Consider the following 21,991-nt stretch of genomic DNA (forward strand, 5'->3'; position numbering starts at 1 on the left):
CGCCCGTCCGCACCGCCCACCGCTGCCCCGGAGAGAGACATGGCCGGCACCGCCCCCGCCGAGACGACCACCGGCATACCCGACGATCCCGGCGAGGCGCAGCGCCGCATCCTGCGGGTGCTGGTCGCCTCCCAGGTGCTCAGCGGTGCGGGGCTCGCGGCGGGGGTGACGGTCGGTGCCCTGCTGGCGCAGCAGATGCTCGGCTCCACCAGCCTGGCCGGGCTGCCGAGCGCGCTGTTCACCGCCGGATCGGCGCTGGCCGCCGTGGTCGTGGGCCGGATCTCGCAGAGCCGGGGCCGCCGCCCGGGGCTGGCCGCCGGGTACCTGACCGGGGCGGTCGGCTCGGCGGGCGTGATCGCGGCGGCCGTGCTGGACAACCCGCTGCTGCTGTTCGTCGCGCTGTTCGTGTACGGGGCGGGGACGGCGACCAACCTACAGGCGCGGTACGCCGGGGCCGACCTGGCGAGTCCGGACCGGCGGGCGCGGGCAGTGTCCACCGTCCTGGTCGCCACCACGCTCGGCGGCGTGGCCGGGCCCAACCTGGCCGCACCTGCCGGGCGTCTCGCCGAGGGGCTGGGGATTCCGGCGCTGGCCGGCCCGTTCATCCTGTCCGGCCTCGCCTACGGGCTGGCGGGGCTCGTCCTCGCGCGGTGGCTGCGGCCGGACCCGCTGCTGCTGGCCCGAACGCTCGCCGGGGCCGAGCCTGCGGGCGGCAGCGGGCAGACGGACGCGGCCGACGGGCGGGCGGGGCTCGGGGGTGTGGCGCTCGGGGGGCTGGTCATGGTGCTCACCCAGCTGGTGATGGTGGCGATCATGACGATGACGCCGGTCCACATGCACGACCACGGGCACGGACCGGCCGCCTCCGGGCTGGTCATCGCGATCCACATCGGCGCGATGTACCTGCCGTCGCCGGTCACCGGGTGGCTGGTCGACCGGTACGGGCGGCCGGCGGTCGCGGCGTCGTCCGGGGTGATGCTGCTGGCGGCGGGGATGCTGGCCGCCGCGGCGCCCGGGGACTCGGTGGCGCTGCTGGCGCTCGCGCTGGCGCTGCTGGGGATCGGATGGAACCTCGGCCTGGTCTCGGGCACGGCGATCATCACCGACACGGTGCCGCTGGCCACCCGGGCCAGGACGCAGGGCCTGGTGGACGTCTCGATCGCGATCGCGGGCGCCACCGGCGGGATGGCCTCCGGGATCATGGTCGCGGCCACGAGCTACCCGCTCCTGGCCCTGGCGGGCGGGCTGGTGGCGCTCGGGCTGGTGCCGGCGGTCGCGGTGAGCGCCTACCGGCGGTGAGGGCCCTTCGGGGCTCCCGAGCCGGTCGGACGGTAATCCGATGGCCCCGCCGGGGCGCGGTCGGTACGGTGTCCGCCGACCGGTGTCGGGGTGGACGGGGGAGTGCCGATGGGCGCGGCGGAGCAGGTGGATCGGACGCGGGCGCGGGTGTTCGGCGAGGCGGCGGAGCTGTACGACGCCGCCCGGCCGGGGTACGCGGACGCGCTGGTGACGGACGTGCTGGCGTACGCGGAGCTGGGCGGGCGCCCGGCGGTCGAGGTCGGTGCGGGCACGGGCAAGGCCAGCGTGCTGTTCGCCGGGCGCGGGGTGCCGCTGGTCTGCGTCGAGCCGGACCCGCGGATGGCCGAGGTGCTGCGGCGCAACACCGGGGGGTATCCGCAGGTCCGGGTCGAGAGCGGCGGCTTCGAGGAATGGGCGGCGGACGGGCGGGAGTTCGGGCTGCTGTTCGCCGCCACGTCCTGGCACTGGCTGGACCCGGCGCGCCGCTGGGACCTGGTGCACGACTCGCTCGGACCGGGCGGCGCGGTGGCGCTGTTCTGGAACCCGCACGGGGTCCTGGACGACGGACCGTACGACGAACTCGCCGAGGTGGACCGGAAGTTCGGGATGGCGAACGCGCCGCACGGGCAGCGGGCCCCGTTCTACGGCCCGGAGGCGGGCAGCGGGCACCCGGGCTGGCCGGAGCCCGAGTGCCGGCAGGACGGCCGGTTCACCGATCTGCGGGCCGTCCGGTACCGGGAGGAGGTCTGGTACGAGACCGGGCGCTACCTCGACTTCCTGGCGTCCATCTCCACCTACCGGGTGCTGCCGCAGGAGCGGCGGGAGGGATTGCTGGCGGAGACGGCCCGGGTGCTCGACGCGCGGGGCGGCGGGATCGGGATGCTGCGCGTCAACGATCTGTTCCTGGCGCGGCGGGGCGCTTAGGACGTGGGGCGCGTGGGAGGTCGGCCGGGCCGACCTCCCACGCGGGCGGGCGGGGTGGCGCGGGCCGGGGGCCGGTCAGGGGCGGCGGAAGCGGCCGTGGACGAAGAGCCCGAGGAGGATGGCGGCGCCGAGGCCGCAGGCCGCGATGCCGAGGCCGAGCAGCATGATCGTGGTGTCGTCGGCGCCCCGGACGAACTCGTGGGCGGTGTGGCCGGAGGCGTCGACGGTGACCCGCTCGCCGTCCGGGTGGTCGGAGATGTAGCGGACCATGGCGAGGACGCCGCCGACGCAGAGCGCCGCGCCCAGCAGCAGCCGGCCGCCGGCCCGGCGGGTCCACGCCTCGGGGTCGAGCATTCGGGCGTCGGGGCGGTGGTCGATCACCGCGTTGCCGAGGGCGGAGGCGCCGGCGGCCAGGCCGTCGATCCGGACGCGTCCGCCGCCGGTCAGGCCGAGGACGCAGCGGTAGTCGTTGCCGAACCGGTGGGCGTAGGCGCCGGCCGCGCCGCTGCGGGCCGGGACGGTGATGGTGGCGATCCGCGCCCAGGTCCAACTCCCCTTGAGCCCGCGGGCGTTGCCGTGGGCCAGGCCGTACGCCCGGACCTCGAAGTACTCGCCGGCGCCTCCGCGCAGGGCCCGTAAGGCTTGGGAGGTGCCGAGGGCGAGCCCGCAGATGCCGAGGCCGAGGGCCACGCCGAGCACCTGGCCGCCGCCCGGGTCGCCACCGGAGCCGCCGTCCTGAAGGAGGGCCCACAGGCCCAGCCAGGAGGCGAGGATGCCGATCGCCAGAGCCCAGACGGCGTTGATCCACCGGGTGCGGGTGGCGACCGGGTGGCGGCTGACGAGGGCGCCGAGGGCGTCGGGGGTGGCGGTGGTGTCGGTCGCGGCGGCCAGTCAAGCAGGGGTGAAAGGCCCTGCTCAAGGGTGGTGATGTGCAAGAGGACTGACGGTCGGTCGGAATCCGGTCCGCCCGCCCGGGTGGAGGCCCGGGCGGGCGGAGCGGAGAAGAGCGGGGTCAGCGCGGCGTGGGCCTGATCACGGCGAAGGGGGCGCCCTGCGGGTCGGCGACCACGCTCATCCGGCCGGCCACCATGTCGAAGGGCGGGGCGAAGACGGTGCCGTTGCGCTTGACCAGGGCGTCCACGGTGGAGTCGACGTCGTCGACCGCGAAGTAGGTCAGCCAGTGGGCCGGAGTGCCGGGCGGGTCGTTGGCGAGCAGGGTGGCGCCGCCCACGGCGCGGCCGCCGACCCGCAGCTCCCAGTACGTGTCCGCGCCCTCCAGCGGCTCGAACTCGATGCCGAACGCCTCGCCGTAGAAGGCGGTGGCGGCCGGGACGTCGCTGGTGTGCAGCTCGTTCCAGATCAGCGCGCCGGCCTCGTTGACGACCTTGGCGCCGAAGAACTCGCCCGGCTGCCAGGCGCCGAACACCGCGCCCTGCGGGTCGGCGGCGATCAGCATCCGGCCCAGGTTGCCGACGTCCACGACCGGGACGAGCAGGGTGCCGCCGGCGGCGACGATCGCGTCCTGGGTGGCCTGGGCGTCGGTGGTGGCCAGGTAGCTGGTCCAGACGGTCGGCGGCTCCGGCATCCCGTCGGGAGACGTCGCCGCGCCGATGCCGGCCACGGCCCTGCCGTCGAGCTCGCAGACGGCGTAGCCGCCGAACTCCGCCTTGCCGACTTGTCCCTGCCAGCCGAACAGGTCGCGGTAGAAGTCCAGTGCGGCCTGCTGGTCCTTGGCCATCAGATCGACCCAGCACGGGGTGCCGGTCGCGTACGGGGTGGTGACCTCGGGCATTTTGACCCTTTCTGGTGGGTTTTGCTGCCGGTCACGATTTCGTCGCGGGAGGTGAATCGCCACTCGACACGCCGCCGTGGCCACCGGGTCGGCGACGCTGCTGCCGGGGGAGGAGCGGGCGGGTCGGATCGCCCTGGGGGTTCTCGACACGTGGGTGGGGGCGGATGGTGCAGTCGGCAGGGAGCCGCTGCGGGGCTACCGGCGGGGCCGGATGAGCGCAGTGCCACCGTCGAGGTCGATGCCCGTGCGGGGCGGGGCGCCGGCGTGGTCGTCGTCCCGCAGGGTGAGCCGGGCCTGGCGCTGCTCGATCTGGACGCGCTTGTTGGCGTTGAGGAAGGCGTGCAACTCCTCGGTGGCGGTCGCGCCGAGGCCGAGCTCGCCGGTTCGGGTGCGGGCGGAGAGCCGTCGGGAGAGCCATCCGGGGCGGCCCGAGCGCACGATGACGTGCCGGGCGGACGCGAGCGTGAAGGGCGCGATCACCAGCACCGCCATGAAGAGCAGACTCGCCATCATCACCATGTCAGCCCCAACGTGCCGTGGTGGCAGGCCAGTTCCCTGGAGGAGGAGAAGGGGCATGCGTGTGCGGGAAGCCGGTTTGGTCGACTTCCGCGTGGTGGGGGGCGGGGCGGGAAGCGGGGTGCGGCCCCTCGCGGGGGTGGGGGCGAGGGGCCGCGGCTCGGGGGTCAGACGTCGATCTTCTCGAAGGTGAAGGCGGTGGAGCCTTCGAGGACGGGGATGACCTCGATCTGGCTCTGCCTGCCGGTTTCGAGGACCGTCCACGAGGAGCCCTGGGGGGACTTGATCCGGTAGGTGTCCGGGGCGCCGTCGACGGGGATCAGTTCCCACTCCGGGGCGTCGCCCTGGTCGAGGAGGAGGGAGACCAGCGGGCCGGCGGGCTTGAGGTCCTCCACTGCGGTCGGGGCGCCCTTGGCGTAGAGCCGGTAGTGGTTGTTCGGGTAGGCCTCGACGACCCAGACGGCGTCCTGGTCGTCGGTGTCGGCGAAGACGGGTTTGGGGGAGAGGTCCAGGGCTTCGTGGCGGGCTCGGCCGATCTTGGCGTCGCCGTTCTGGATGGTGTAGAGGCCGGACTCCAGCTGGGCCATGGCCGTCGTTCCTTCCGTGTCCGGGTGAGGTGCACGACAGTTGTACGTGTCCGAAGGGGCCGGGGCGCTGGGCTCAACTCGCCTTCACCCGAAGGAGTTAGGCGAGGAGTGGGAGGCCCCGGGGTGTCGTCACCGCCCTCCGCGCGGCCCCGTCCGGCGAGGACGCCTGACCGCCGACCCCGCGCCGCCCGCGTGCCGGGGGCTGGGGCACGATGGCCCCCATGCACACCGACCGCTACGCACCGGCGACCACCCTCCCCGGCCTCCTCCAGCGCGGCCGAGGCCAGGGCGCGCTGATAGCCGCCGAGGACCGGGCCTCGGCCGCCGACCTGGTCCACGGCTGCATCCGCTGGGACTGGCGGTGGGACTCGCAGGTCGACGACCGGCACCTCTACCTCGCCCGGCTGATCCGGGACTTGGAACTTCCGCTCGCGCCGGTGGTGGAGCTCCTGTCCGGTGACGAGGACACCCGGTACCGAGCCACCGGCGTTCTGGAGCTGCTCGTGCTCGGAGGCTCGGAGGAAGCCCGGGCGGCACTGCCGGACGTCGTTCCGGAGGAGGACGAGCCGACCACGCGTCACCGCATGACGGATCCGCACCCGGACCGCGACAACGCGAGCCTGCTCGCCCTGCTGCGCGATCCGGAAGAATCCGAACGCGCCAAGGGGGCCGCTCTGCGCGCACTGTCGCTCCGCCCGCCGGAGCCCGCACTGATCCCGCTGGCACCCCGGCTCGGCGCCGCCGACGGTACCCGGCAACTGCCGTATCTGGGGAGGGCCGTCGAGCAGCTCGGCGAACAAGCGGTACCGGCGGCCCGGGAGTGGACGGCCTCGGAGCAGGGCTGGCTTTCCGGGCTCGGCTTCGCGGTGCTGGCAGGCCACGGCGACGAGAGCGACATACCGGCCCTCGTCGCCGAGCTGGAGCGGTGCTGGGCGGTCCAGACCTGGTGCGGCCCGGACACCCTCGCGCGCGGCCTGGCGCGCTTCGGCCCGAAGGCCGCCGGCGCCGTCTCCCTGCTGCGCCGCTTCTGGCTCTCGACCCCGCACTCGTACGAGCGCCCCGCCTACCTGGAGGCGCTGGCGGCGATGGGGGCCGCCGGCACGGCCGAGGCGTACATCGAGTCACTCTGGGACTGTGAAGTGGGAGCCCGGCTCCTCGGAGTCGAGCACGCCCCCGACCGGGCCGACGTGAGGGCCCGCTTGACGTACCTGCGGGACGATCCGATGGAGGAACCCGAGGTCCGCGAGGCCGCCGGGGCACGACTCGCCGGGCTGGTGCAGCGCATGCCGGAGCAGACGGACCCGTACGCCTACGCGCCGGTGGACACCCTCCTCGGCCTGCTGCAACGCGGCCGGGGCCTGGGCGCGCTACTGGCCGCCGAGGACCCCACCGCCGCCGACGCCGTCTACGCCTGCATCCGTACGGACTGGCGCTGGGACTGGCTGGTCGACGAGCGCCGCGTCTACCTCGCCCGGCTCCTCCGGGACCTGGCCCTCCCGCTCGCCCCGGTCGCCGAGGCACTGGCCACGGCGGACGACCACGACGCCGAGGAGGTCGCCCGCATCCTCGAGCGGCTGGCGCTCGCCGGCTCCGGCGAGGCGCGGGACCTCCTGCGGGCGTACATCCGCGAGGGCGAGCAGTGGCTGTCCGTCCTGGAGTCCGTGTCCGAACGCTGGCCGGTGGAGTGGTGGGAGGACCTGGGCGACGTCGCGCGGGCACGCCTCGGCGGCGACGACGACCCGACGCCCTGGGCGAAGGCCTGGGAGCACTGGGGCGTCTCCATCCCCACCCCGGAACGCAAACCCCCGAAGCCCGACCCGCTGGCCGAGCTGACGAACGCGGAACTCCTGGAGATCATCGCCGCCCCCGGCTCGTCGGAGGACCGCAGGACGGACGCCATGTACGTCCTCTACCACCACCGTGATCCGGAGCCCGGCCTGGTCCCGCTCATCCCCTCGCTCGGCTCGGCGAACGGCCGGCACTCGTTGCCCCTGGTGACGGGCCTCCTGGCGAGGCTCGGCGTCCACGCCATGCCCGCCGCCCGCGACTGGGCCGCCTCGGACACCCGCTGGCTGGCCCGGGAGGGCCTGAGGGTGCTGGCCGAGCACGGGGAGCCGCAGGACGTCCCGGTGCTCCTCGCCGAGCTGGAGAAGGACTGGGCGCACCGCACCTGGTGCGGCCCGATGTTCATGGCGCGGGGCCTGGCCCGCCTCGGGCCCGAGGCCGCCGGAGCCGTCCCCCTCCTCCGCCGTTTCTGGGTGCGCACCCCGCACTCGTACGAGCGCCCCGCCTACCTCAGGGCGCTGGCCGCCATCGACCCCGCCGGACTGGACGAGGCGTACGTCGAGTCGCTCTGGGACTCCCAGGCCGAAGCCCGGCTGCTGGGGGTCGAGCGGGCCCCCGACCGCCCCGGTGTCCGGGAGCGCCTGGCCCACCTGCGGGACGATCCGATGGAGGAACCCGAGGTCCGCGAGGCCGCCGGGGCGCGACTCGCCGGGCCGGCCTGGGCGCCCCTCCCGGCGGACGGGGGAGCCGTGCGAAGGGGGCTAGAGTAGACGCGTGAACGTGTGAGTGATGGTCCGGACCCCGCGAGGTGCTCCGGGCCACATCCATTTCCAGGGGTAACCCCTGTGACCTGCACGTTCGCCGGCCCACCAGACCAGCACCAGAGCCTCCGGAGGCCCCGCCTTGAGCGACCAGCCGTTCGCGCATCTGCACGTCCACACCGAGTACTCGATGCTGGACGGTGCCGCCCGGCTGAAGCAGATGTTCAAGGAGGTCGAGCGCCTCGGTCAGACCCACGTGGCCATGACCGACCACGGCAACATGTACGGCGCCGCCGAGTTCCACAAGCAGGCCACCGCCGCCGGGATCACCCCCGTCATCGGCATCGAGGCGTACGTCGCCCCGGAGTCCCGCTCCAACACCAAGCGCATCCTGTGGGGCCAGCCGCACCAGAAGAAGGACGACGTCTCCGCGTCCGGCGCCTACACCCACAAGACCATCTGGGCCCGCAACAAGGAGGGCCTGCACAACCTCTTCAAGCTGACCTCGCGCTCCTACGCCGAGGGCTGGCTCGTGAAGTGGCCCCGGATGGACAAGGAGCTGATCTCCGACCTCTCCGACGGCCTGATGGCCACCACCGGCTGCCCCTCCGGCGAGGTGCAGACCCGGCTGCGCCTCGGCCAGTTCGACGAGGCCCTGAAGTCCGCCGCCGACTACCAGGACATCTTCGGCAAGGAGAACTACTTCCTGGAGCTGATGGACCACGGCCTCGACATCGAGAAGCGGGTCCGCGACGGGCTGCTGGAGATCAGCAAGAAGCTGAACATCCCCCCGGTCGTCACCAACGACTCGCACTACACCACCGAGGCCGACGCCGGCGCGCACGACCTCCTCCTCTGCGTCCAGACCGGCAAGAACCTGTCCGACCCGGACCGCTTCCGCTTCGACGGCACCGGCTACTACATCAAGTCCGCCGCCGAGATGTACGCCCTGGACTCCTCGGACGCCTGGCAGGAGGGCTGCCGCAACAGCCAGCTCCTCGTCGCCTCCCGGGTCGACACCGAGGGCATGTTCAAGTTCAAGAACCTGATGCCCCGCTTCCCCATCCCGGAGGGCTTCGAGTCCGAGGCGGACTTCTTCAAGTCCAAGGTCTGGGAGGGGATGGACTGGCGCTTCCCGGGCGGGTACGACGAGGAGCACAAGAAGCTCGCCGAGTACGAGATGGACACCATCATCCAGATGGGGTTCCCGGCGTACTTCCTCGTGGTCGCCGACTTCATCATGTGGGCCAAGAGCCAGGGCATCGCGGTGGGCCCCGGCCGTGGTTCGGCGGCCGGCTCGCTGGTCGCCTACGCGATGGGCATCACCGACCTCGACCCCATCCCGCACGGCCTGATCTTCGAGCGCTTCCTCAACCCCGAGCGCATCTCCATGCCCGATGTCGACATCGACTTCGACGAGCGCCGGCGCGGTGACGTGATCCGCTACGTGACCGAGAAGTGGGGATCCGACAAGGTCGCCATGATCGTCACGTACGGCACCATCAAGGCGAAGGCCGCCATCAAGGACTCCTCGCGGGTCCTCGGCTACCCGTACGCGATGGGCGACCGGATCACCAAGGCGATGCCGCCGGACGTCATGGGCAAGGGCATCCCGCTCTCCGGCATCACCGACTCCTCGCACCCCCGCTACAGCGAGGCCGGCGAGATCCGCGGGCTGTACGAGACCGACCCGGACGTCAGGAAGGTCATCGACACCGCGCGCGGCATCGAGGGCCTGATCCGCCAGCCCGGCGTGCACGCCGCAGGCGTCATCATGTCCGCCGAGCCGCTGACCGACCACATCCCGGTCTGGACCCGGCACACCGACGGCGTCACCATCACGCAGTTCGACTACCCGACCTGTGAGGGCCTCGGCCTTCTCAAGATGGACTTCCTCGGCCTGCGCAACCTGACGATCATGGACGACGCCGTCAAGGCGATCGAGAAGAACAAGGGCATCAAGATCAACCTTCTTGAGCTGCCCCTCGACGACAAGCCAGCCTACGAACTCCTGGCCCGCGGCGACACGCTCGGCGTCTTCCAGCTCGACGGCGGCCCCATGCGCTCGCTGCTGCGTCTGATGAAGCCCGACAACTTCGAGGACATCTCCGCCGTTCTGGCCCTGTACCGCCCGGGCCCGATGGGCGTCAACTCCCACACGAACTACGCGCTGCGCAAGAACGGGCAGCAGGAGATCACCCCGATCCACCCGGAGCTGGAGAAGCCCCTGGAGGAGGTGCTCCGGCCCACCTACGGCCTGATCGTCTACCAGGAGCAGGTGCAGAAGGCCGCGCAGATCCTGGCCGGCTACTCGCTCGGCCAGGCAGACCTGCTGCGCCGAGCGATGGGCAAGAAGAAGAAGGAGATCCTGGAGGCGGAGTTCGTCCCCTTCCAGAAGGGCTGCCGCGAACGCGGTTACTCCGACGCGGCCATCCAGGCGGTGTGGGACGTCCTCGTCCCCTTCTCCGGCTACGCGTTCAACAAAGCGCACACCGCCGGCTACGGGCTGGTCTCGTACTGGACGGCCTACCTCAAGGCCAACTACCCGGCCGAGTACATGTCCGGCCTGCTCACCTCCGTCAAGGACGACAAGGACAAGTCCGCGGTCTACCTCAACGAGTGCCGCAAGATGGGCATCCAGGTGCTGCCGCCGGACGTCAACGAGTCGGACTCGGACTTCACCCCGCACGGTGACACCACGGTCCGCTTCGGCCTCACCGCCATCCGCAACGTCGGCGGGCCGGTGGTCGATTCGATGATCCGGACCCGGAAGGCCAAGGGGAAGTTCGCGTCGTTCCCCGACTTCCTGGACAAGGTGGAGTCGGTGGTCTGCAACAAGCGGACCGTCGAATCGCTGATCAAGGCCGGTGCCTTCGACTCGCTCGGGCACACCCGCAAGGGCCTGAGCGCGCAGTTCGAGCCGATGATCGACAACGTGGTCGGTGTGAAGCGCAAGGAGGCCGAGGGGCAGTTCGACCTCTTCGGGGGCGACGCCACCACGGACGAGCCGGGCTTCGGGCTGGACGTCGTGTTCTCCGAGGAGGAGTGGGAGAAGTCCTTCCTGCTCACCCAGGAACGGGAGATGCTCGGCCTGTACGTCTCCTCGCACCCGCTGCACGGCATCGAGCACGTGCTCGCCGACAAGGCGGACTGCGCGGTGGCCGACCTCGCGGAGCGGCCGGACGGGACGATCGTCACCATCGGCGGCATCATCTCGGGCCTCCAGCGAAAGATGACCAAGCAGGGCAACGCCTGGGCCATCGCGACGGTCGAGGACCTGGCGGGCTCGATCGACTGCATGTTCTTCCCGGCCAGCTACCAGCTGGTGTCCTCGCAACTGGTCGAGGACGCCGTCGTCTTCGTGCGCGGCAAGCTGGACAAGCGGGAGGACGTGCCGCGACTGATGGGCATGGAACTGTCCGTCCCGGACCTGTCGAACGCCCACGCCGAGGCGCCGATCATCATCAACATCCCGAGCGGGAAGGTCACCCCGCCGCTGGTGGCCCGGCTCGGCGAGGTGCTCGGGAGCCACCGCGGCACCACCGAGGTGCGGGTGCGGCTGGAGAGCCGCAACAAGACCACGGTGCTGCGGCTCGACCGGCACCGGGTGAAGTCGGACCCGGCGCTGTTCGGCGACCTGAAGCAGTTGCTCGGGCCGAGCTGTCTGGCGGGATGACACCGGACGGATGACACCGGACGGATGACACCGGACGGATGACACCGGACGGGTGAGACCGGGCGGTTGCTGCCGGCTGCCGGTGCATGAGCGCGGGTAGTGGCCTTCCGCTTCACGCAGTTCCCCGCGCCCCTTCGGGCGCGGGGAACTTCCGTTTCGGGGAGGGGGAAGGACATGTGGGGGGAGGGGCGGGCGGGGGCCTCAGGCGCCGCTGCCGAGCCCCGGCGGGACGGCCGTGTGCAGGGCCGAGACGAAGGCCGAGACGGCCGGGTGGGAGCCGGCGCCGGCACGGAACGCGGCGCGGGTGCGGCGGTACATCGGCAGGCGGGTGAGGACGACCCCGGGCGGTGGCCCGGCCGTGCCCAGGTGGGGGACCAGGGCGACGCCCTGGCCGGCCGCCACCAGGGCCAGCACGGTGGTGAAGTCGTCGATCTGGTGCCGGATCCGGGGCGCGAAGCCCGCCGCCTCGCAGGCGCGGACGGCCATGGTGTGGCAGAGCGTGTCCGGCGGGGACATGATCCACGGCGCGCCGCGCTGCTCGGCGACGGTGCTCGGGGTGCGGGCGGCCAGGTACATGGGCTCGGTGAAGACCGGGCGGGTCACCGCGAGGCCCGGCTCCGGGTCGGTCGGGACGAGGTCGTACTCGTGCACCAGCGCCACGTCCAGCTCGCCCGCCCGCAGCGCCGCGCCGACGGCCGCCGGGTCCACCTCGGTGACCATCGGCTCCAGCCCGGGGTGCCAGCCGGCCAGTTCGGCGAGCACCGCCGGGATGATCGCCCGGGCCGCCGAGGGGTAGGTGCCGATCCGCAGTGGACCGGCCAACCCCCGTTTGGCGTGGGCGAGTTCGGCGCCTGCCTGCTCCAGCAGGGCGAGTACCGCCTCGGCGTGCCGGACCAGGTTGCGCCCGGCCGGGGTGAGGGTGACCCGCCGCCCGGTGCGCTCCAGCAGCGGGATGCCCGCCTCCTTCTCCAGGACGGACAGCTGCTGGGACACCGCCGAGGGGCTGAAGGAGAGTGCCTCGGCGACGGCCGCGATGGTGCCGAGGTGGGCGAGTTCGCGCAGCAGGCGCAGGCGTCGGACATCCAGCATCGGGCCAGCCTAGGGCCTGTTCCGAGGCCTGCCCCGGGACCTGCCCCGAGACCCGGTTCCGAGGTCGTTCGTGGCCCTTCGCGCACCGAGCATCGGCTCAGCTTACGAGAAGCGTCGGAAATGTGAACTGGACCTGGGCGATCGGCGGGCCGCAGGATCGTGGGTATGGAACTCAAGGGCATCCACATCCCCCTGATCACCCCCTTCGCCGCGGACGGCTCCGTCGCCCTCGACGCGCTGGAGAAGCTCGCGCACGAGGTCCTGGACGCCGGGGCGGCCGGACTGGTCGCGCTCGGCACCACCGGCGAGCCGGCCGCGCTGACCGCCGAGGAGCGGGACGCGGTGGTGGACGTCGCCGCGGCCGCCTGCGCCGCGCGCGGGGCGCAGCTGACCGTCGGCGCCTCCGGCGGCGACACCCGGGCCGTCGGCGAGGCGCTGGCCGCGCTCGGTGCGCGGGTGCCGCAGGCGGCGGCACTGGTCACCACGCCGTCCTTCGTCCGGGCCGGCGAGGCCGGGACGGTCGCGCACTTCCGGGCGCTGGCCGCGAGCAGCCCGCTGCCGCTGCTCGTCTACCACATCCCGTACCGCACCGGGCAGCAGCTCTCCACCGCCGCGCTGCGCGAACTCGCCGCGATCGAGGGCGTGGTGGGCGTCAAGTACGCGACCGGCGGGCTGGACCAGACGGCCGCCGAGCTGCTGGCGGACACCCCCGAGGGATTCGCCTTCCTCACGGGCGAGGACGCCTACCTCTCGCCGATGCTGGCGCTCGGCGCGGCCGGCGGCATCCTCGCCTCCGCCCACCTGGCGACCGCCCGGTTCGTCGAGCTGGCCGAGGCCTGGCAGGCCGGGGACGTGGAGCGGGCGCGGGCACTCGGGCACCGGCTGACCGGGCTGGCGCTGTCCGCCTTCACGGCGCCGAACCCGACGGTGACCAAGGGCGTGCTGCACGCCCAGGGCCGCATCCCGACCCCGGACGTGCGGCTGCCGCTGCTGCCGGCCGGGGAGGCGGAGGTCCGCGCCGCGCTGACCCTCGCCAGTGGTCTGGACCAGTAGGCGCGCTCTCACACCGTGGAACACCAGGCCGTCCCACCCGCGTGACAAGGCATGATGGGCAGAGTGCGGCTGTGAACAGCACCATTCAGAGGAGTAGTCGGAGATGAAGATCGGCATTGTCGGTGCCACCGGCCAGGTCGGCGGCGTGGTCCGCGAGATCCTGGCGGAGCGCAACTTTCCGGTGGAGCAGCTGCGGCTGTTCGCCTCGGCCCGCTCGGCCGGGCGCACGCTGCCCTGGCAGGGCACCGAGGTCACCGTCGAGGACGCGGCCACGGCCGACTACACCGGCCTGGACATCGTGATCTTCTCGGCCGGCGGTTCGACCTCCAAGGCCCTGGCCCCCAAGGTCGCCGCGGCCGGTGCCGTGGTGATCGACAACTCCTCCGCCTGGCGCCGCGACCCCGAGGTCCCGCTGGTCGTCTCCGAGGTCAACCCCGAGGCCGTCGCGGACCGCCCCAAGGGCATCATCGCCAACCCGAACTGCACCACCATGGCCGCCATGCCCGTGCTGCGCCCGCTGCACGAGGAGGCCGGCCTGGCCGCGCTCGTCGTCTCCACCTACCAGGCCGTGTCCGGCAGCGGTGTGGCCGGCGTCGCCGAGCTCCAGGACCAGGCCGCCAAGGTCGTGGACGGCGCCGCCGCGCTCGCCCACGACGGCGGTGCCGTCGAGTTCCCCGAGCCCAAGGTCTACCAGCGGCCGATCGCCTTCAACGTGGTCCCGCTGGCCGGCTCCCTCGTGGACGACGGCTCCAACGAGACCGACGAGGAGCAGAAGCTCCGCCACGAGAGCCGCAAGATCCTCGGCATTCCCGCCCTGAAGGTCGCCGGCACCTGCGTGCGCGTCCCGGTCTTCTCCGGCCACTCGCTGCAGATCAACGCCCGCTTCGAGCGCCCGATCAGCCCCGAGCGCGCCGTCGAGCTGCTCAGCGGCGCCCCCGGCGTCGAGCTGTCCGACATCCCCACCCCGCTCCAGGCCGCCGGCCAGGACCCGAGCTACGTCGGCCGCATCCGGGTGGACGAGACGGTGGACAACGGCCTGTCGCTGTTCGTCTCGAACGACAACCTGCGCAAGGGCGCCGCCCTGAACGCCGTCCAGCTGGCCGAGCTGGTCGCCGCCGAGCTCAAGGGCTGAGCCCCGCCGGCCGACCACCGGCGTCCGCCGGTCGGACCACTGCTGCGTGACCTCTGGCGGGCCTCGTCGTTGAACGGGGCCCGCCTTCCTGTCCGCCGCGTCGCCCGTCGCTCCACGTCGGGCCGGCTGTTGCCGGACCGGGACAACCGGCGAGGTTCGGCAGACGAACCGCGGGTAAAAGGTGACCCAACGATCGGGCGGCGACGGGATCCCCTCATCTCGGCACGCCCGGACGGCGGGACCGCCCATTCCCGAATCGACCCACCCGACTGATTCCGAGGGCGAGCGAGAAGAGGTGCGCGATGGACCGCTGTGTCGTCCTGGTGGACGCCGGATATCTGCTGGGTGCCGCCGCCAGCCTGCTCGCGGGGGATCCGTCCCGCTCCAAGGTCACCGTGAACCACACGGCCCTGATCACCGCGCTGCGCGAGCGCGCCGAGGCCGAGACCGGGCTGCCCCTGCTGCGGATCTACTGGTTCGACGCCGCGCCCGACCGGCGCCCGATGCCCGAGCACCGGCGGCTGCGGGTACTGCCCCGGGTCACCGTACGGCTCGGCGCGCTCACCCGGGCCGAGGGACGCTGGGTGCAGAAGGGCGTGGACGCCGCGATGCACGCCGAACTCTCCGAACTCGCCCGCAACCGGGCCTGCGCCGACGTCGTGCTGATCACCGGCGACGGGGACCTGCTGCCCGGCATGATGACCGCCAAGGAACACGGGGTGGCCGTCCACCTGTGGGCCCTCCAGGCCGCCGACGGCGACTTCAACCAGTCCGAGGACCTGGTCGGCGAGGCGGACGAGCGGCGGGTGCTGGACCGGGAGTGGATCGAGGGGTCCTTCTCGCTGCGCGAGCACTCCAGCGTGTTCCCGGCCCAGGGGGCCCGGCAGGAGATCGCCAAGATCCTCGCCGCCCCGCCCGCCGTGCTGCCCACCGTGGTGCCGTCGGTGGTCCGCCCAGCGGCCGCGCCCGAGGCCCCGGCGAGCGCCGCACCCGCCGCCGACGGGGGGCCGCAGCCGGCCGTGGCCGCGCTCAAGGTCGTACCGACGCCGAAGGACCTGGCCGGGCGGGCCTCCTCGGTCACCCCGATCACCCCGGTGGCGAACGGCGGCAACGGCCACGGCACCAACGGGCACGGCACGAACGGGCACGCCACCAACGGGCACGGGGCCGTCGCGCAGACCGGTCCGGTGCTGCGGTGGTCCTCCGACCGGGGCTGGGTGGACCGGCCCGCCCCGGAGCCCGCCGTCACCGCCGGCGACAGCCTGCCCACCCTCGCCCAGCTCACCACCGCCGAGCAGCGCTGGGCCGACCGCGAGGAGGACATCACCTCCATCGGCGGCGACGCCCACGAAGTCGGGCAGGTCTTCGCCCGCCGCTGGAGCGAACGCGTCGGCGACGCCGAAAGACTCACCACGCTCTGGCCCGACTACCCGCGCATCCCGCACCGGGTGGACGGCGAGCTGCTGCGCTACGCCGCCCGCTTCGGGCTGCTGGCGCACAAGGACGACCAGATCGACGAGCACGACCGCTACGCCATCCGGGCGGGGTTCTGGAAGGAGCTGGCGGCGCGGGTGCCGGGCGGGTCGATGGTCGTCGACGACTGAGCCGGCCGATCCGCCGGCCGGGGTCGGAGCCGGGCCCCGTTGTCCGGTTCGCCCGTATGAGCGCGTAGAGTCTTCGGTCGTGAACGAGACGGCCGGGCGAGCACCCGAGGAACCCCTGCCGTGCGTGGCCGTGCGCGACCTGGTCAGGACCTACCGCAGCGGGCGCGGCGCGGCCGCCGGCGAGATCCGGGCCAACGACGGGATCAGCCTCACCGTACGGCCGGGCGAGATCTTCGGGCTGCTCGGGCCCAACGGAGCCGGGAAGTCGACGCTGGTGCGCCAGCTCACCGGGCTGCTGCGCCCCGACTCGGGATCCGTCGAACTCTTCGGCCACGACATCGTGCGGCACCCCGAGCGGGCCGCGCGGCTGCTCGGCTACCTCGGGCAGGAATCCACCGCGCTGGACGAACTGACGGTGGCGCTCGCCGCCGAGACCACCGGGCGGCTGCGCGGACTCACCCGGGCCCAGGCCCGGAGCGCGGCCGCGGACGTCCTGGCCGAACTCGGGCTGGAGCCGCTCGCCACCCGGCCGCTCGCCAAGCTGTCCGGCGGACAGCGGCGGCTCGCCTGCTTCGCGGCCACCCTGGTGGGGGAGCGGCCGCTGCTCGTCCTGGACGAGCCCACCACCGGGATGGACCCCGTCGCCCGGCGGGCCGTGTGGAGCGCCGTGGACCGGCGCCGCGCGGAGCACGGGACGACGGTGCTGCTGGTCACCCACAACGTGATCGAGGCGGAGACGGTGCTCGACCGGGTCGCCGTGGTGGACGACGGCCGGGTGATCGCCTGCGACACGCCCGGCGGGCTCAAGGCACTGGTGGACGGCGACGTCCGGCTCGACCTGGTCTGGCGGGACGAGGCGCCGCTCGGCGTGCCCGCCGTCGCCGCGCTGCGCGAACGGGCCGAGTGCACCGGGCGCCGCTGGACCATCCGCACCACCCCCGAGCAGGCGCGCGAACTGGTCGCCGCCGTCACCACCGGCCCGGCCTTCGCCGCGCTCGACGACTTCACCCTCGCCACCCCGAGCCTTGAGGACGCCTACCTCAAGCTGGGCGGCCGCCACGGAGGACTGGCCAAGTGACGCTGCTCTCGGTGCCCCCGCGGACCGGCCGGTCCACGGCCGCCCCCGCCCCGCTCGCCCCCGCGGCCAGGCTGCTGCCGGCGCTCGCGGCCGTCTACCGGGCGCAGCTCGCCCGGGCGCGGGTGGCGCGCATCCCGCTGCTGTTCGTGGCCACCTTCCAGTCCGTGGGCATCCTGGTGATGATGCGGGGCGTGGTGGACGCCGGGCAGTCCTCGGAGGCACGGTCGGTGGTCGCCGGGTCGAGCGTGCTGGTGGTGGCGTTCGTCGCGCTGAACCTGCTCGCCCAGTACTTCGGGAAACTGCGGGCCACCGGCGGGCTCGACCACTACGCGACCCTGCCGGTACCGGCCGCCTCGGTGGTCCTGGGGGCGGCCGCCGCGTACGCCTCCTTCACGCTGCCGGGGACGGTCGCCACGGCGGCGATCGGGGCGGTGATGTTCGGGCTGCCGCTCGGGCAGCTGTGGGTGCTGCTGGCGGTCGTGCCGCTGGCCGGGGCCGCGCTGTCGGGGCTGGGAGCGGCCTGCGGGCTGCTGGCACCGCGGCAGGAGATCGCGACGATGCTCGGACAGCTCGGGATGTCGGCCGCCCTGCTGCTGGGCGTGCTGCCGGTGGCCCACCTGCCGCAGCCGGTGCAGTGGCTGCGGGACCTGCTGCCGTCCACGTACGGGGTGGACGCCTTCGCGCGGACCTTCACGCCGGATCCGGACTGGGCGCTGGTCCTCGGGGACCTGGCGGTCTGCGCCGGGGTGGGCGTGGTGTCGCTGGCCGTCGCCACGTGGGCGTACCGGCGCGCGGTCTCGCGGTAGGCCGTTTCCCGGTCGGGCCGTTTCGTGCCGGGCCGTTTCGTGGCGTGGCGTTTCCGGGCAGGCCGTTTCGTGGCAGGGCGCCGAGTGGGTGTGGTGGGTCGTTCGAGTGGCCGTCGTGAAACGATGGGGCCTGTGACCGTACCGAACACACCTCCGGATCCCGCGCCCGCCGACGTGCAGGCGGTGCCGGACGCAGCGTCCGACCCGTTCGCGCCTCCGCAGGGGGTCACCGCCCTCGGGCACGGGACGACCCCGCTGGGGCAGCGGCTGCTGCCGGAGGTCCGGGTCGGGGCGGGGGTCGTGATCGCCTGCCTGGTGGCCGGCCTGGTGGTGGCCGGGCTGTGGGCCTGGCTGGCGCCGAAGGTGCCGCTGGTGGTGGACGGGGACCGCATCCTCTACGCAGACCCCGAAGGGGAGCAGCGGGCCGGGGCCGACGCGCTGTTCGTGCTCATCGGCCTGGGGGCCGGGATCGTGACCGCGCTCGGGGCCTTCCTGGTCACCCGGCGGCGCGGCGGAGGCATCTCCGTCGCGCTGGGGCTGACCATCGGCGGGCTGCTCGGATCGATCGGGGCCTGGCGGATCGGGCGGTGGCTCGGGCCGAGCAGCGACCTGATCGGTGAGGCCCGGAGGGTCGGTGACGGCGGGCACTTCGACGCGAGCATCGACCTGGGGGCGCTGGGGGCGCTGCTGGTGTGGCCGATGACGGCGATGGTGGTGCTGCTCATGCTCTCGGCCGCGTTCGGGAAGCGGGAGGAGGACCCGCCGCCGTACTGGGGGGCTCCCGCGGGGGCGTCTCCGGCGGGGGCTCCGGCGGGGCCGTGGGACGGGCCCGGTACGGAGACGGGCAGCGGTACGGAGACGGGCAGCGGTCCGGGGCACTGAGCGTCGCCGGGTGCGGGGCGGTGCCTTCCGCCCCGCACGGCGGCTCCCGCGCCCCTGCGGTGAGGGCGCGGGGTGTTCTCAGCGGGCGATGGGGGCGGTGCGGGCCCCGGTGAGGGAGACGAGGTCGGCGGGGGCGAGTTCGACTTCGAGGCCGCGGCGGCCCGCCGAGACGTAGATGGTGGGGTGGCCGAGCGCGCTGGCGTCGACGACGGTGCGCAGCGGGCGGCGCTGGCCCAGCGGTGAGATGCCGCCGCGGACGTAACCGCTGCTGCGCTCGGCGGCGGCCGGGTCGGCCATGGCGGCGCGCTTGCCGCCGACGGCCGCCGCCAGGGCCTTGAGGTCGAGCTGGCCGGCGACCGGGACCACGCCGACCGTGAGGGTGCCGTCCACGTCGGCGACGAGGGTCTTGAAGACCCGCTCGGGGGCGATGCCGAGCACCTCGGCGGCCTCGCCGCCGTAGGAGGCGGCGGCCGGGTCGTGGTCGTAGGCGTGCACGGTGAACGGGACGGCGGCGGCTTCCAGGGCGACGGTGGCGGGTGTGCCCTGGCCGCCCTTCCTGGTCTTCTTGGCCATGCGGGGTCCTCGGGGGTCCTCGGTCAGTTGGGGCTGAAGGACTGGCGGGTGAGGTCGACGGCGGGCAGCGAGGGCAGCCAGCTGAGGACGGCGGTCTCGCGGCGCAGCAGGTCGAGTTCGGCGCGCAGCCGCTGGGCGGTGTCCGGGCAGGCGAGCAGCTGCTGCTTGACCGGCGTCTCGAACACCGAGGCGGCGGCGACCAGGTAGGAGAGCACCTGGGGGTCGTCCGGGAGGTCCTGGTGACCGACGGTGCTGGCCTCGCGGGCACCGGCCAGGCGCTTCTGGTAGACCCGGAACGCCCGCTCGACCTCGGAGGCCAGCGCGCCGGAACCCTCGCCGGGTCGCTCCTCGATCGGCTCGATCTCGCCGGTCAGGTACGGGCCGGAGGCGTCCACCGAGCCCAGCCGGAACCGGGTGGTGCCGGTGACCAGCAGCTCGTAGCGGCCGTCCGGCTGGTGCTGGACGGAGGCGACGTCGGCGACGCAGCCGATGTGGAAGATCGCCTCCAGCGGGTCCCCGGTGACGGTGCCGAGGCCGTCCAGCGGACCGGCCGGGCCCTCCGCGGGCCTGACCGGAGCGACCCCCCGGCCGTCCCTGATCGCGAGCACGCCGAACCGCCGGGGGGTGTCCTCGGACTGTTCGAGCAGGTCGGCGACGAGACGGCGGTAGCGCTCCTCGAAGACGTTCAGGGGCAGCACCAGGCCCGGGTAGAGCACGGTGTTCATCGGGAAGAGCGGCAGCCGTTCTGTCACGGCGGACAGCGTAGTTCCCCGGACGGGGGCCTTGTCGCGCGGTTGACGGTCAACCGCGCTGGAGCATCCGGGTGGCGCCGGCGACGACGGTGGAGGCGAGCAGCCAGCCGATGACGACCAGCCCGGCGGAGATCCACTGGGTGAGGCCGCCGGGGTTCCAGCCGCCCTGGTTGAGGTCCACGATCGGCAGCAGCTGGTTGAGGGTGTAGAGCACCGGGCTCCAGTGCGGGCGCTCGTCGGCCTTGAGCGGCTCCAGCGGGTGGGTGGCGAACCAGATGCTGCCGAGGACCCAGGCGAGCAGCAGCCACAGGCCGGCCCGGCCCGGACGGTAGCCGTAGCCGACGGTGGCGTCCTGGACCGCGCCCCAGACCCGGGCGGGCAGCGGCAGGGTCCGGCGGCGCCGGCGCTGCTTGGCGTAGAGCACCTCGCGGGCGTCGTCGTCGGCGCCGTCGCGCCGCAGGGCGGCGGCGAGCTGCTCGTAGGACTCGGGCTGGAAGTCCACCGAGGAGCCCTCCAGCCAGGCGATCCGCTGCTGGATGGTGAAGGGCTTGATCGGGCGCAGGTTCTCGTACACGAAGCCGGTGAGGCCCAGGTGCCTGCCCAGCGGCCAGGCCTGCGGGTCGTCGACCAGGTTGCCGACCCGGGCGCGGGAGAGCGAGACCTTGCCGGTGGGACGGGACTTGCAGGAGAAGCGCAGTTCGGGGGTCTGGATGCGGCGCAGGGAGAGTTCGTCGTCACCCTCCAGGTGGAACTCGCCGGAGATCAGGCAGGCGCTGTCGAAGCGGGAGTCGGAGAGGCGGACCTGGCCCCAGGCGCGGAACGGGGTGATGGGACCGTCGGGCGCCGGGACCCGGCCATAGCCGGAGCCGTAGTAGCCGCGGGAGTCGGCCCAGCCGCCGTCGGCGGAGCCGGTCAGGTAGAGGGTGTGGCCGACGTTGACGCGCACGGCGTTGAGGCAGACGCGGTTCTTCTGCGGGACGGCGCGCAGCTGGGCGCCGCGCAGCGAGAGCCGGCCGCCTATGCGGGCCGTGCGTATGCTCAACTCGCCGTTCGTCTCCAGGCGTTCGGCCTCGAAGTCCTGGTTGACGGTGATCCCGTCGGCGGAGATGGCGCGGGCGTAGCGGTCGCCGCCGACCACGGTCTGGTTGAGCAGCAGGTCGGTGCCGATCTTGGAGTCGGTGAGCCGGATGCCCTCGGGGACGCGGCAGCGGGCCAGGTGGAGGTCGCCGGTGGTGGAGAGCCGGGAGGCCTCCAGCCGGGGTATCAGGCAGCTCACGAAGCGCAGCGTCGAGGCCGCGGCCTCGGAGATGAGGATCTTCTGCTCGAAGCGGCAGCCCTGGAGCTCGACGTAGCGGTCGATGGTGGCGCCGGCCAGCGTGAGCGGGCCGGTGACCAGAACACCGCTGAGCCGCAGCGAGGCGACCCGCCCGGGAGCGGGCTTCGGGCCGGCCAGCAGCAGGTGGGCGAGCACCTCGGCGCGGACGGTGCGCTCGGGGCCCCAGAGGGCGTCGCCGAAGGGGTCGTCGGTGTCCGCCTCGCCGGTCCGCAGGTCCAGGATTTCGCCCTGGCGGTAGGCCTCCCAGAGCCTCTGCTCGACCCCGTCCCAGCCCTCCGGAGCGCGCTCCGCCATGGTTTCCCCCGTCCCCCCGGTCGTCTCGCCCTTCGTATCACGGACTGAAATG

The 21,991-nt window shown here is 73.4% G+C and carries 18 protein-coding genes; 10 read left to right on the plus strand and 8 right to left on the minus strand.

The annotated features are described in order from the left end of the window. Window positions 1–39: 39 nt before the first annotated feature. Both AB0O11_RS05105 and AB0O11_RS05110 read left to right on the plus strand, forming a co-directional pair. A complete protein-coding gene (locus tag AB0O11_RS05105; RefSeq protein ID WP_363381787.1) occupies window positions 40–1,299 on the plus strand; it encodes an MFS transporter in 1,260 nt (419 codons plus the stop codon). A gap of 108 nt (window positions 1,300–1,407) precedes the next feature. Continuing rightward, on the plus strand, window positions 1,408–2,223 hold the full coding sequence (locus AB0O11_RS05110; protein WP_363381789.1) for a class I SAM-dependent methyltransferase: 816 nt from the start codon (window positions 1,408–1,410) through the stop codon (window positions 2,221–2,223). Between the two features lie 75 nt (window positions 2,224–2,298). Here AB0O11_RS05110 and AB0O11_RS05115 read toward each other — a convergent pair whose 3' ends face one another. The 4 genes from AB0O11_RS05115 to AB0O11_RS05130 all read right to left on the minus strand — a co-directional run bounded on the left by AB0O11_RS05115 (window position 2,299) and on the right by AB0O11_RS05130 (window position 5,118). Then, window positions 2,299–2,913, minus strand: a complete 615-nt coding sequence (locus AB0O11_RS05115; RefSeq protein WP_363381790.1) for a hypothetical protein — start codon at window positions 2,911–2,913, stop codon at window positions 2,299–2,301. A gap of 322 nt (window positions 2,914–3,235) precedes the next feature. Further along, entirely contained in the window at window positions 3,236–4,015 is a 780-nt protein-coding gene (locus tag AB0O11_RS05120) for a VOC family protein (protein WP_363381792.1), read from the minus strand. A gap of 195 nt (window positions 4,016–4,210) precedes the next feature. Further along, the gene (locus tag AB0O11_RS05125) at window positions 4,211–4,534 is read right to left on the minus strand and encodes a DUF6191 domain-containing protein (protein WP_363381793.1); all 324 of its coding nucleotides are present in this window, start codon (window positions 4,532–4,534) and stop codon (window positions 4,211–4,213) included. 164 nt (window positions 4,535–4,698) lie between these two features. Then, window positions 4,699–5,118, minus strand: coding sequence for an I66 family serine proteinase inhibitor (locus tag AB0O11_RS05130; RefSeq protein ID WP_363381795.1), 420 nt, complete (start codon window positions 5,116–5,118; stop codon window positions 4,699–4,701). A 221-nt stretch (window positions 5,119–5,339) separates the two neighbouring features. Between AB0O11_RS05130 and AB0O11_RS05135 the strand changes: the two genes are divergently transcribed. Together AB0O11_RS05135 and dnaE are read left to right on the plus strand one after the other, a co-directional pair. Further along, window positions 5,340–7,673, plus strand: coding sequence for a hypothetical protein (locus AB0O11_RS05135; RefSeq protein WP_363381797.1), 2,334 nt, complete (start codon window positions 5,340–5,342; stop codon window positions 7,671–7,673). Between the two features lie 133 nt (window positions 7,674–7,806). Further along, on the plus strand, window positions 7,807–11,340 hold the full coding sequence (gene dnaE / locus AB0O11_RS05140) for a DNA polymerase III subunit alpha (protein ID WP_363381799.1): 3,534 nt from the start codon (window positions 7,807–7,809) through the stop codon (window positions 11,338–11,340). Between the two features lie 201 nt (window positions 11,341–11,541). Here dnaE and AB0O11_RS05145 read toward each other — a convergent pair whose 3' ends face one another. Beyond that, the gene (locus AB0O11_RS05145) at window positions 11,542–12,429 is read right to left on the minus strand and encodes a LysR family transcriptional regulator (RefSeq protein ID WP_363381801.1); all 888 of its coding nucleotides are present in this window, start codon (window positions 12,427–12,429) and stop codon (window positions 11,542–11,544) included. 165 nt (window positions 12,430–12,594) lie between these two features. On the opposite strand from AB0O11_RS05145, the gene AB0O11_RS05150 reads away from it, so the two are divergent. The 6 genes from AB0O11_RS05150 (at window position 12,595) to AB0O11_RS05175 (ending at window position 18,984) form a co-directional block, all read left to right on the plus strand. Continuing rightward, entirely contained in the window at window positions 12,595–13,482 is an 888-nt protein-coding gene (locus AB0O11_RS05150) for a dihydrodipicolinate synthase family protein (protein ID WP_363381803.1), read from the plus strand. A gap of 103 nt (window positions 13,483–13,585) precedes the next feature. Next, complete coding sequence (locus AB0O11_RS05155; protein WP_363381804.1) at window positions 13,586–14,614, plus strand: aspartate-semialdehyde dehydrogenase; 1,029 nt, start codon at window positions 13,586–13,588, stop codon at window positions 14,612–14,614. 302 nt (window positions 14,615–14,916) lie between these two features. After that, the gene (locus AB0O11_RS05160; RefSeq protein ID WP_363381805.1) at window positions 14,917–16,218 is read left to right on the plus strand and encodes an NYN domain-containing protein; all 1,302 of its coding nucleotides are present in this window, start codon (window positions 14,917–14,919) and stop codon (window positions 16,216–16,218) included. Window positions 16,219–16,297: 79 nt separating this feature from the next. Continuing rightward, a complete protein-coding gene (locus tag AB0O11_RS05165; RefSeq protein WP_363381807.1) occupies window positions 16,298–17,296 on the plus strand; it encodes an ABC transporter ATP-binding protein in 999 nt (332 codons plus the stop codon). Further along, window positions 17,293–18,102 (plus strand): ABC transporter permease, encoded by an 810-nt coding sequence (locus tag AB0O11_RS05170; RefSeq protein ID WP_363381808.1) that lies wholly within the window; start codon window positions 17,293–17,295, stop codon window positions 18,100–18,102. The genes AB0O11_RS05165 and AB0O11_RS05170 overlap by 4 nt, the downstream gene beginning before the upstream one ends. Window positions 18,103–18,234: 132 nt before the next feature. Further along, entirely contained in the window at window positions 18,235–18,984 is a 750-nt protein-coding gene (locus AB0O11_RS05175) for a hypothetical protein (RefSeq protein WP_363381809.1), read from the plus strand. A gap of 78 nt (window positions 18,985–19,062) precedes the next feature. Here AB0O11_RS05175 and ybaK read toward each other — a convergent pair whose 3' ends face one another. Genes ybaK through AB0O11_RS05190 form a run of 3 tightly spaced genes read right to left on the minus strand, consistent with a single transcriptional unit; the run spans window position 19,063 to window position 21,939 of the window. Next, entirely contained in the window at window positions 19,063–19,557 is a 495-nt protein-coding gene (gene ybaK, locus AB0O11_RS05180; protein ID WP_363381811.1) for a Cys-tRNA(Pro) deacylase, read from the minus strand. A gap of 23 nt (window positions 19,558–19,580) precedes the next feature. Beyond that, window positions 19,581–20,309, minus strand: coding sequence for an LON peptidase substrate-binding domain-containing protein (locus AB0O11_RS05185; protein ID WP_363381813.1), 729 nt, complete (start codon window positions 20,307–20,309; stop codon window positions 19,581–19,583). Between the two features lie 49 nt (window positions 20,310–20,358). Next, a complete protein-coding gene (locus tag AB0O11_RS05190) occupies window positions 20,359–21,939 on the minus strand; it encodes an oxidoreductase (protein WP_363381815.1) in 1,581 nt (526 codons plus the stop codon). Window positions 21,940–21,991: the final 52 nt, after the last annotated feature.

Source organism: Kitasatospora sp. NPDC093102 (genome assembly GCF_040683915.1).
In the GTDB taxonomy this organism is placed as follows: Bacteria; Actinomycetota; Actinomycetes; order Streptomycetales; family Streptomycetaceae; genus Kitasatospora.

Coding starts and splice junctions, on each gene's coding strand:
- AB0O11_RS05190 (WP_363381815.1), bottom strand. CDS start 21,939: ATGGCGGAGCGCGCTCCGGAGGGCTGGGACGGGGTCGAGCAGAGGCTC.
- AB0O11_RS05145 (WP_363381801.1), bottom strand. CDS start 12,429: ATGCTGGATGTCCGACGCCTGCGCCTGCTGCGCGAACTCGCCCACCTC.
- AB0O11_RS05120 (WP_363381792.1), bottom strand. CDS start 4,015: ATGCCCGAGGTCACCACCCCGTACGCGACCGGCACCCCGTGCTGGGTC.
- AB0O11_RS05130 (WP_363381795.1), bottom strand. CDS start 5,118: ATGGCCCAGCTGGAGTCCGGCCTCTACACCATCCAGAACGGCGACGCC.
- AB0O11_RS05155 (WP_363381804.1), top strand. CDS start 13,586: ATGAAGATCGGCATTGTCGGTGCCACCGGCCAGGTCGGCGGCGTGGTC.
- ybaK (WP_363381811.1), bottom strand. CDS start 19,557: ATGGCCAAGAAGACCAGGAAGGGCGGCCAGGGCACACCCGCCACCGTC.
- AB0O11_RS05160 (WP_363381805.1), top strand. CDS start 14,917: ATGGACCGCTGTGTCGTCCTGGTGGACGCCGGATATCTGCTGGGTGCC.
- AB0O11_RS05105 (WP_363381787.1), top strand. CDS start 40: ATGGCCGGCACCGCCCCCGCCGAGACGACCACCGGCATACCCGACGAT.
- AB0O11_RS05125 (WP_363381793.1), bottom strand. CDS start 4,534: ATGGTGATGATGGCGAGTCTGCTCTTCATGGCGGTGCTGGTGATCGCG.
- AB0O11_RS05150 (WP_363381803.1), top strand. CDS start 12,595: ATGGAACTCAAGGGCATCCACATCCCCCTGATCACCCCCTTCGCCGCG.
- AB0O11_RS05135 (WP_363381797.1), top strand. CDS start 5,340: ATGCACACCGACCGCTACGCACCGGCGACCACCCTCCCCGGCCTCCTC.
- AB0O11_RS05110 (WP_363381789.1), top strand. CDS start 1,408: ATGGGCGCGGCGGAGCAGGTGGATCGGACGCGGGCGCGGGTGTTCGGC.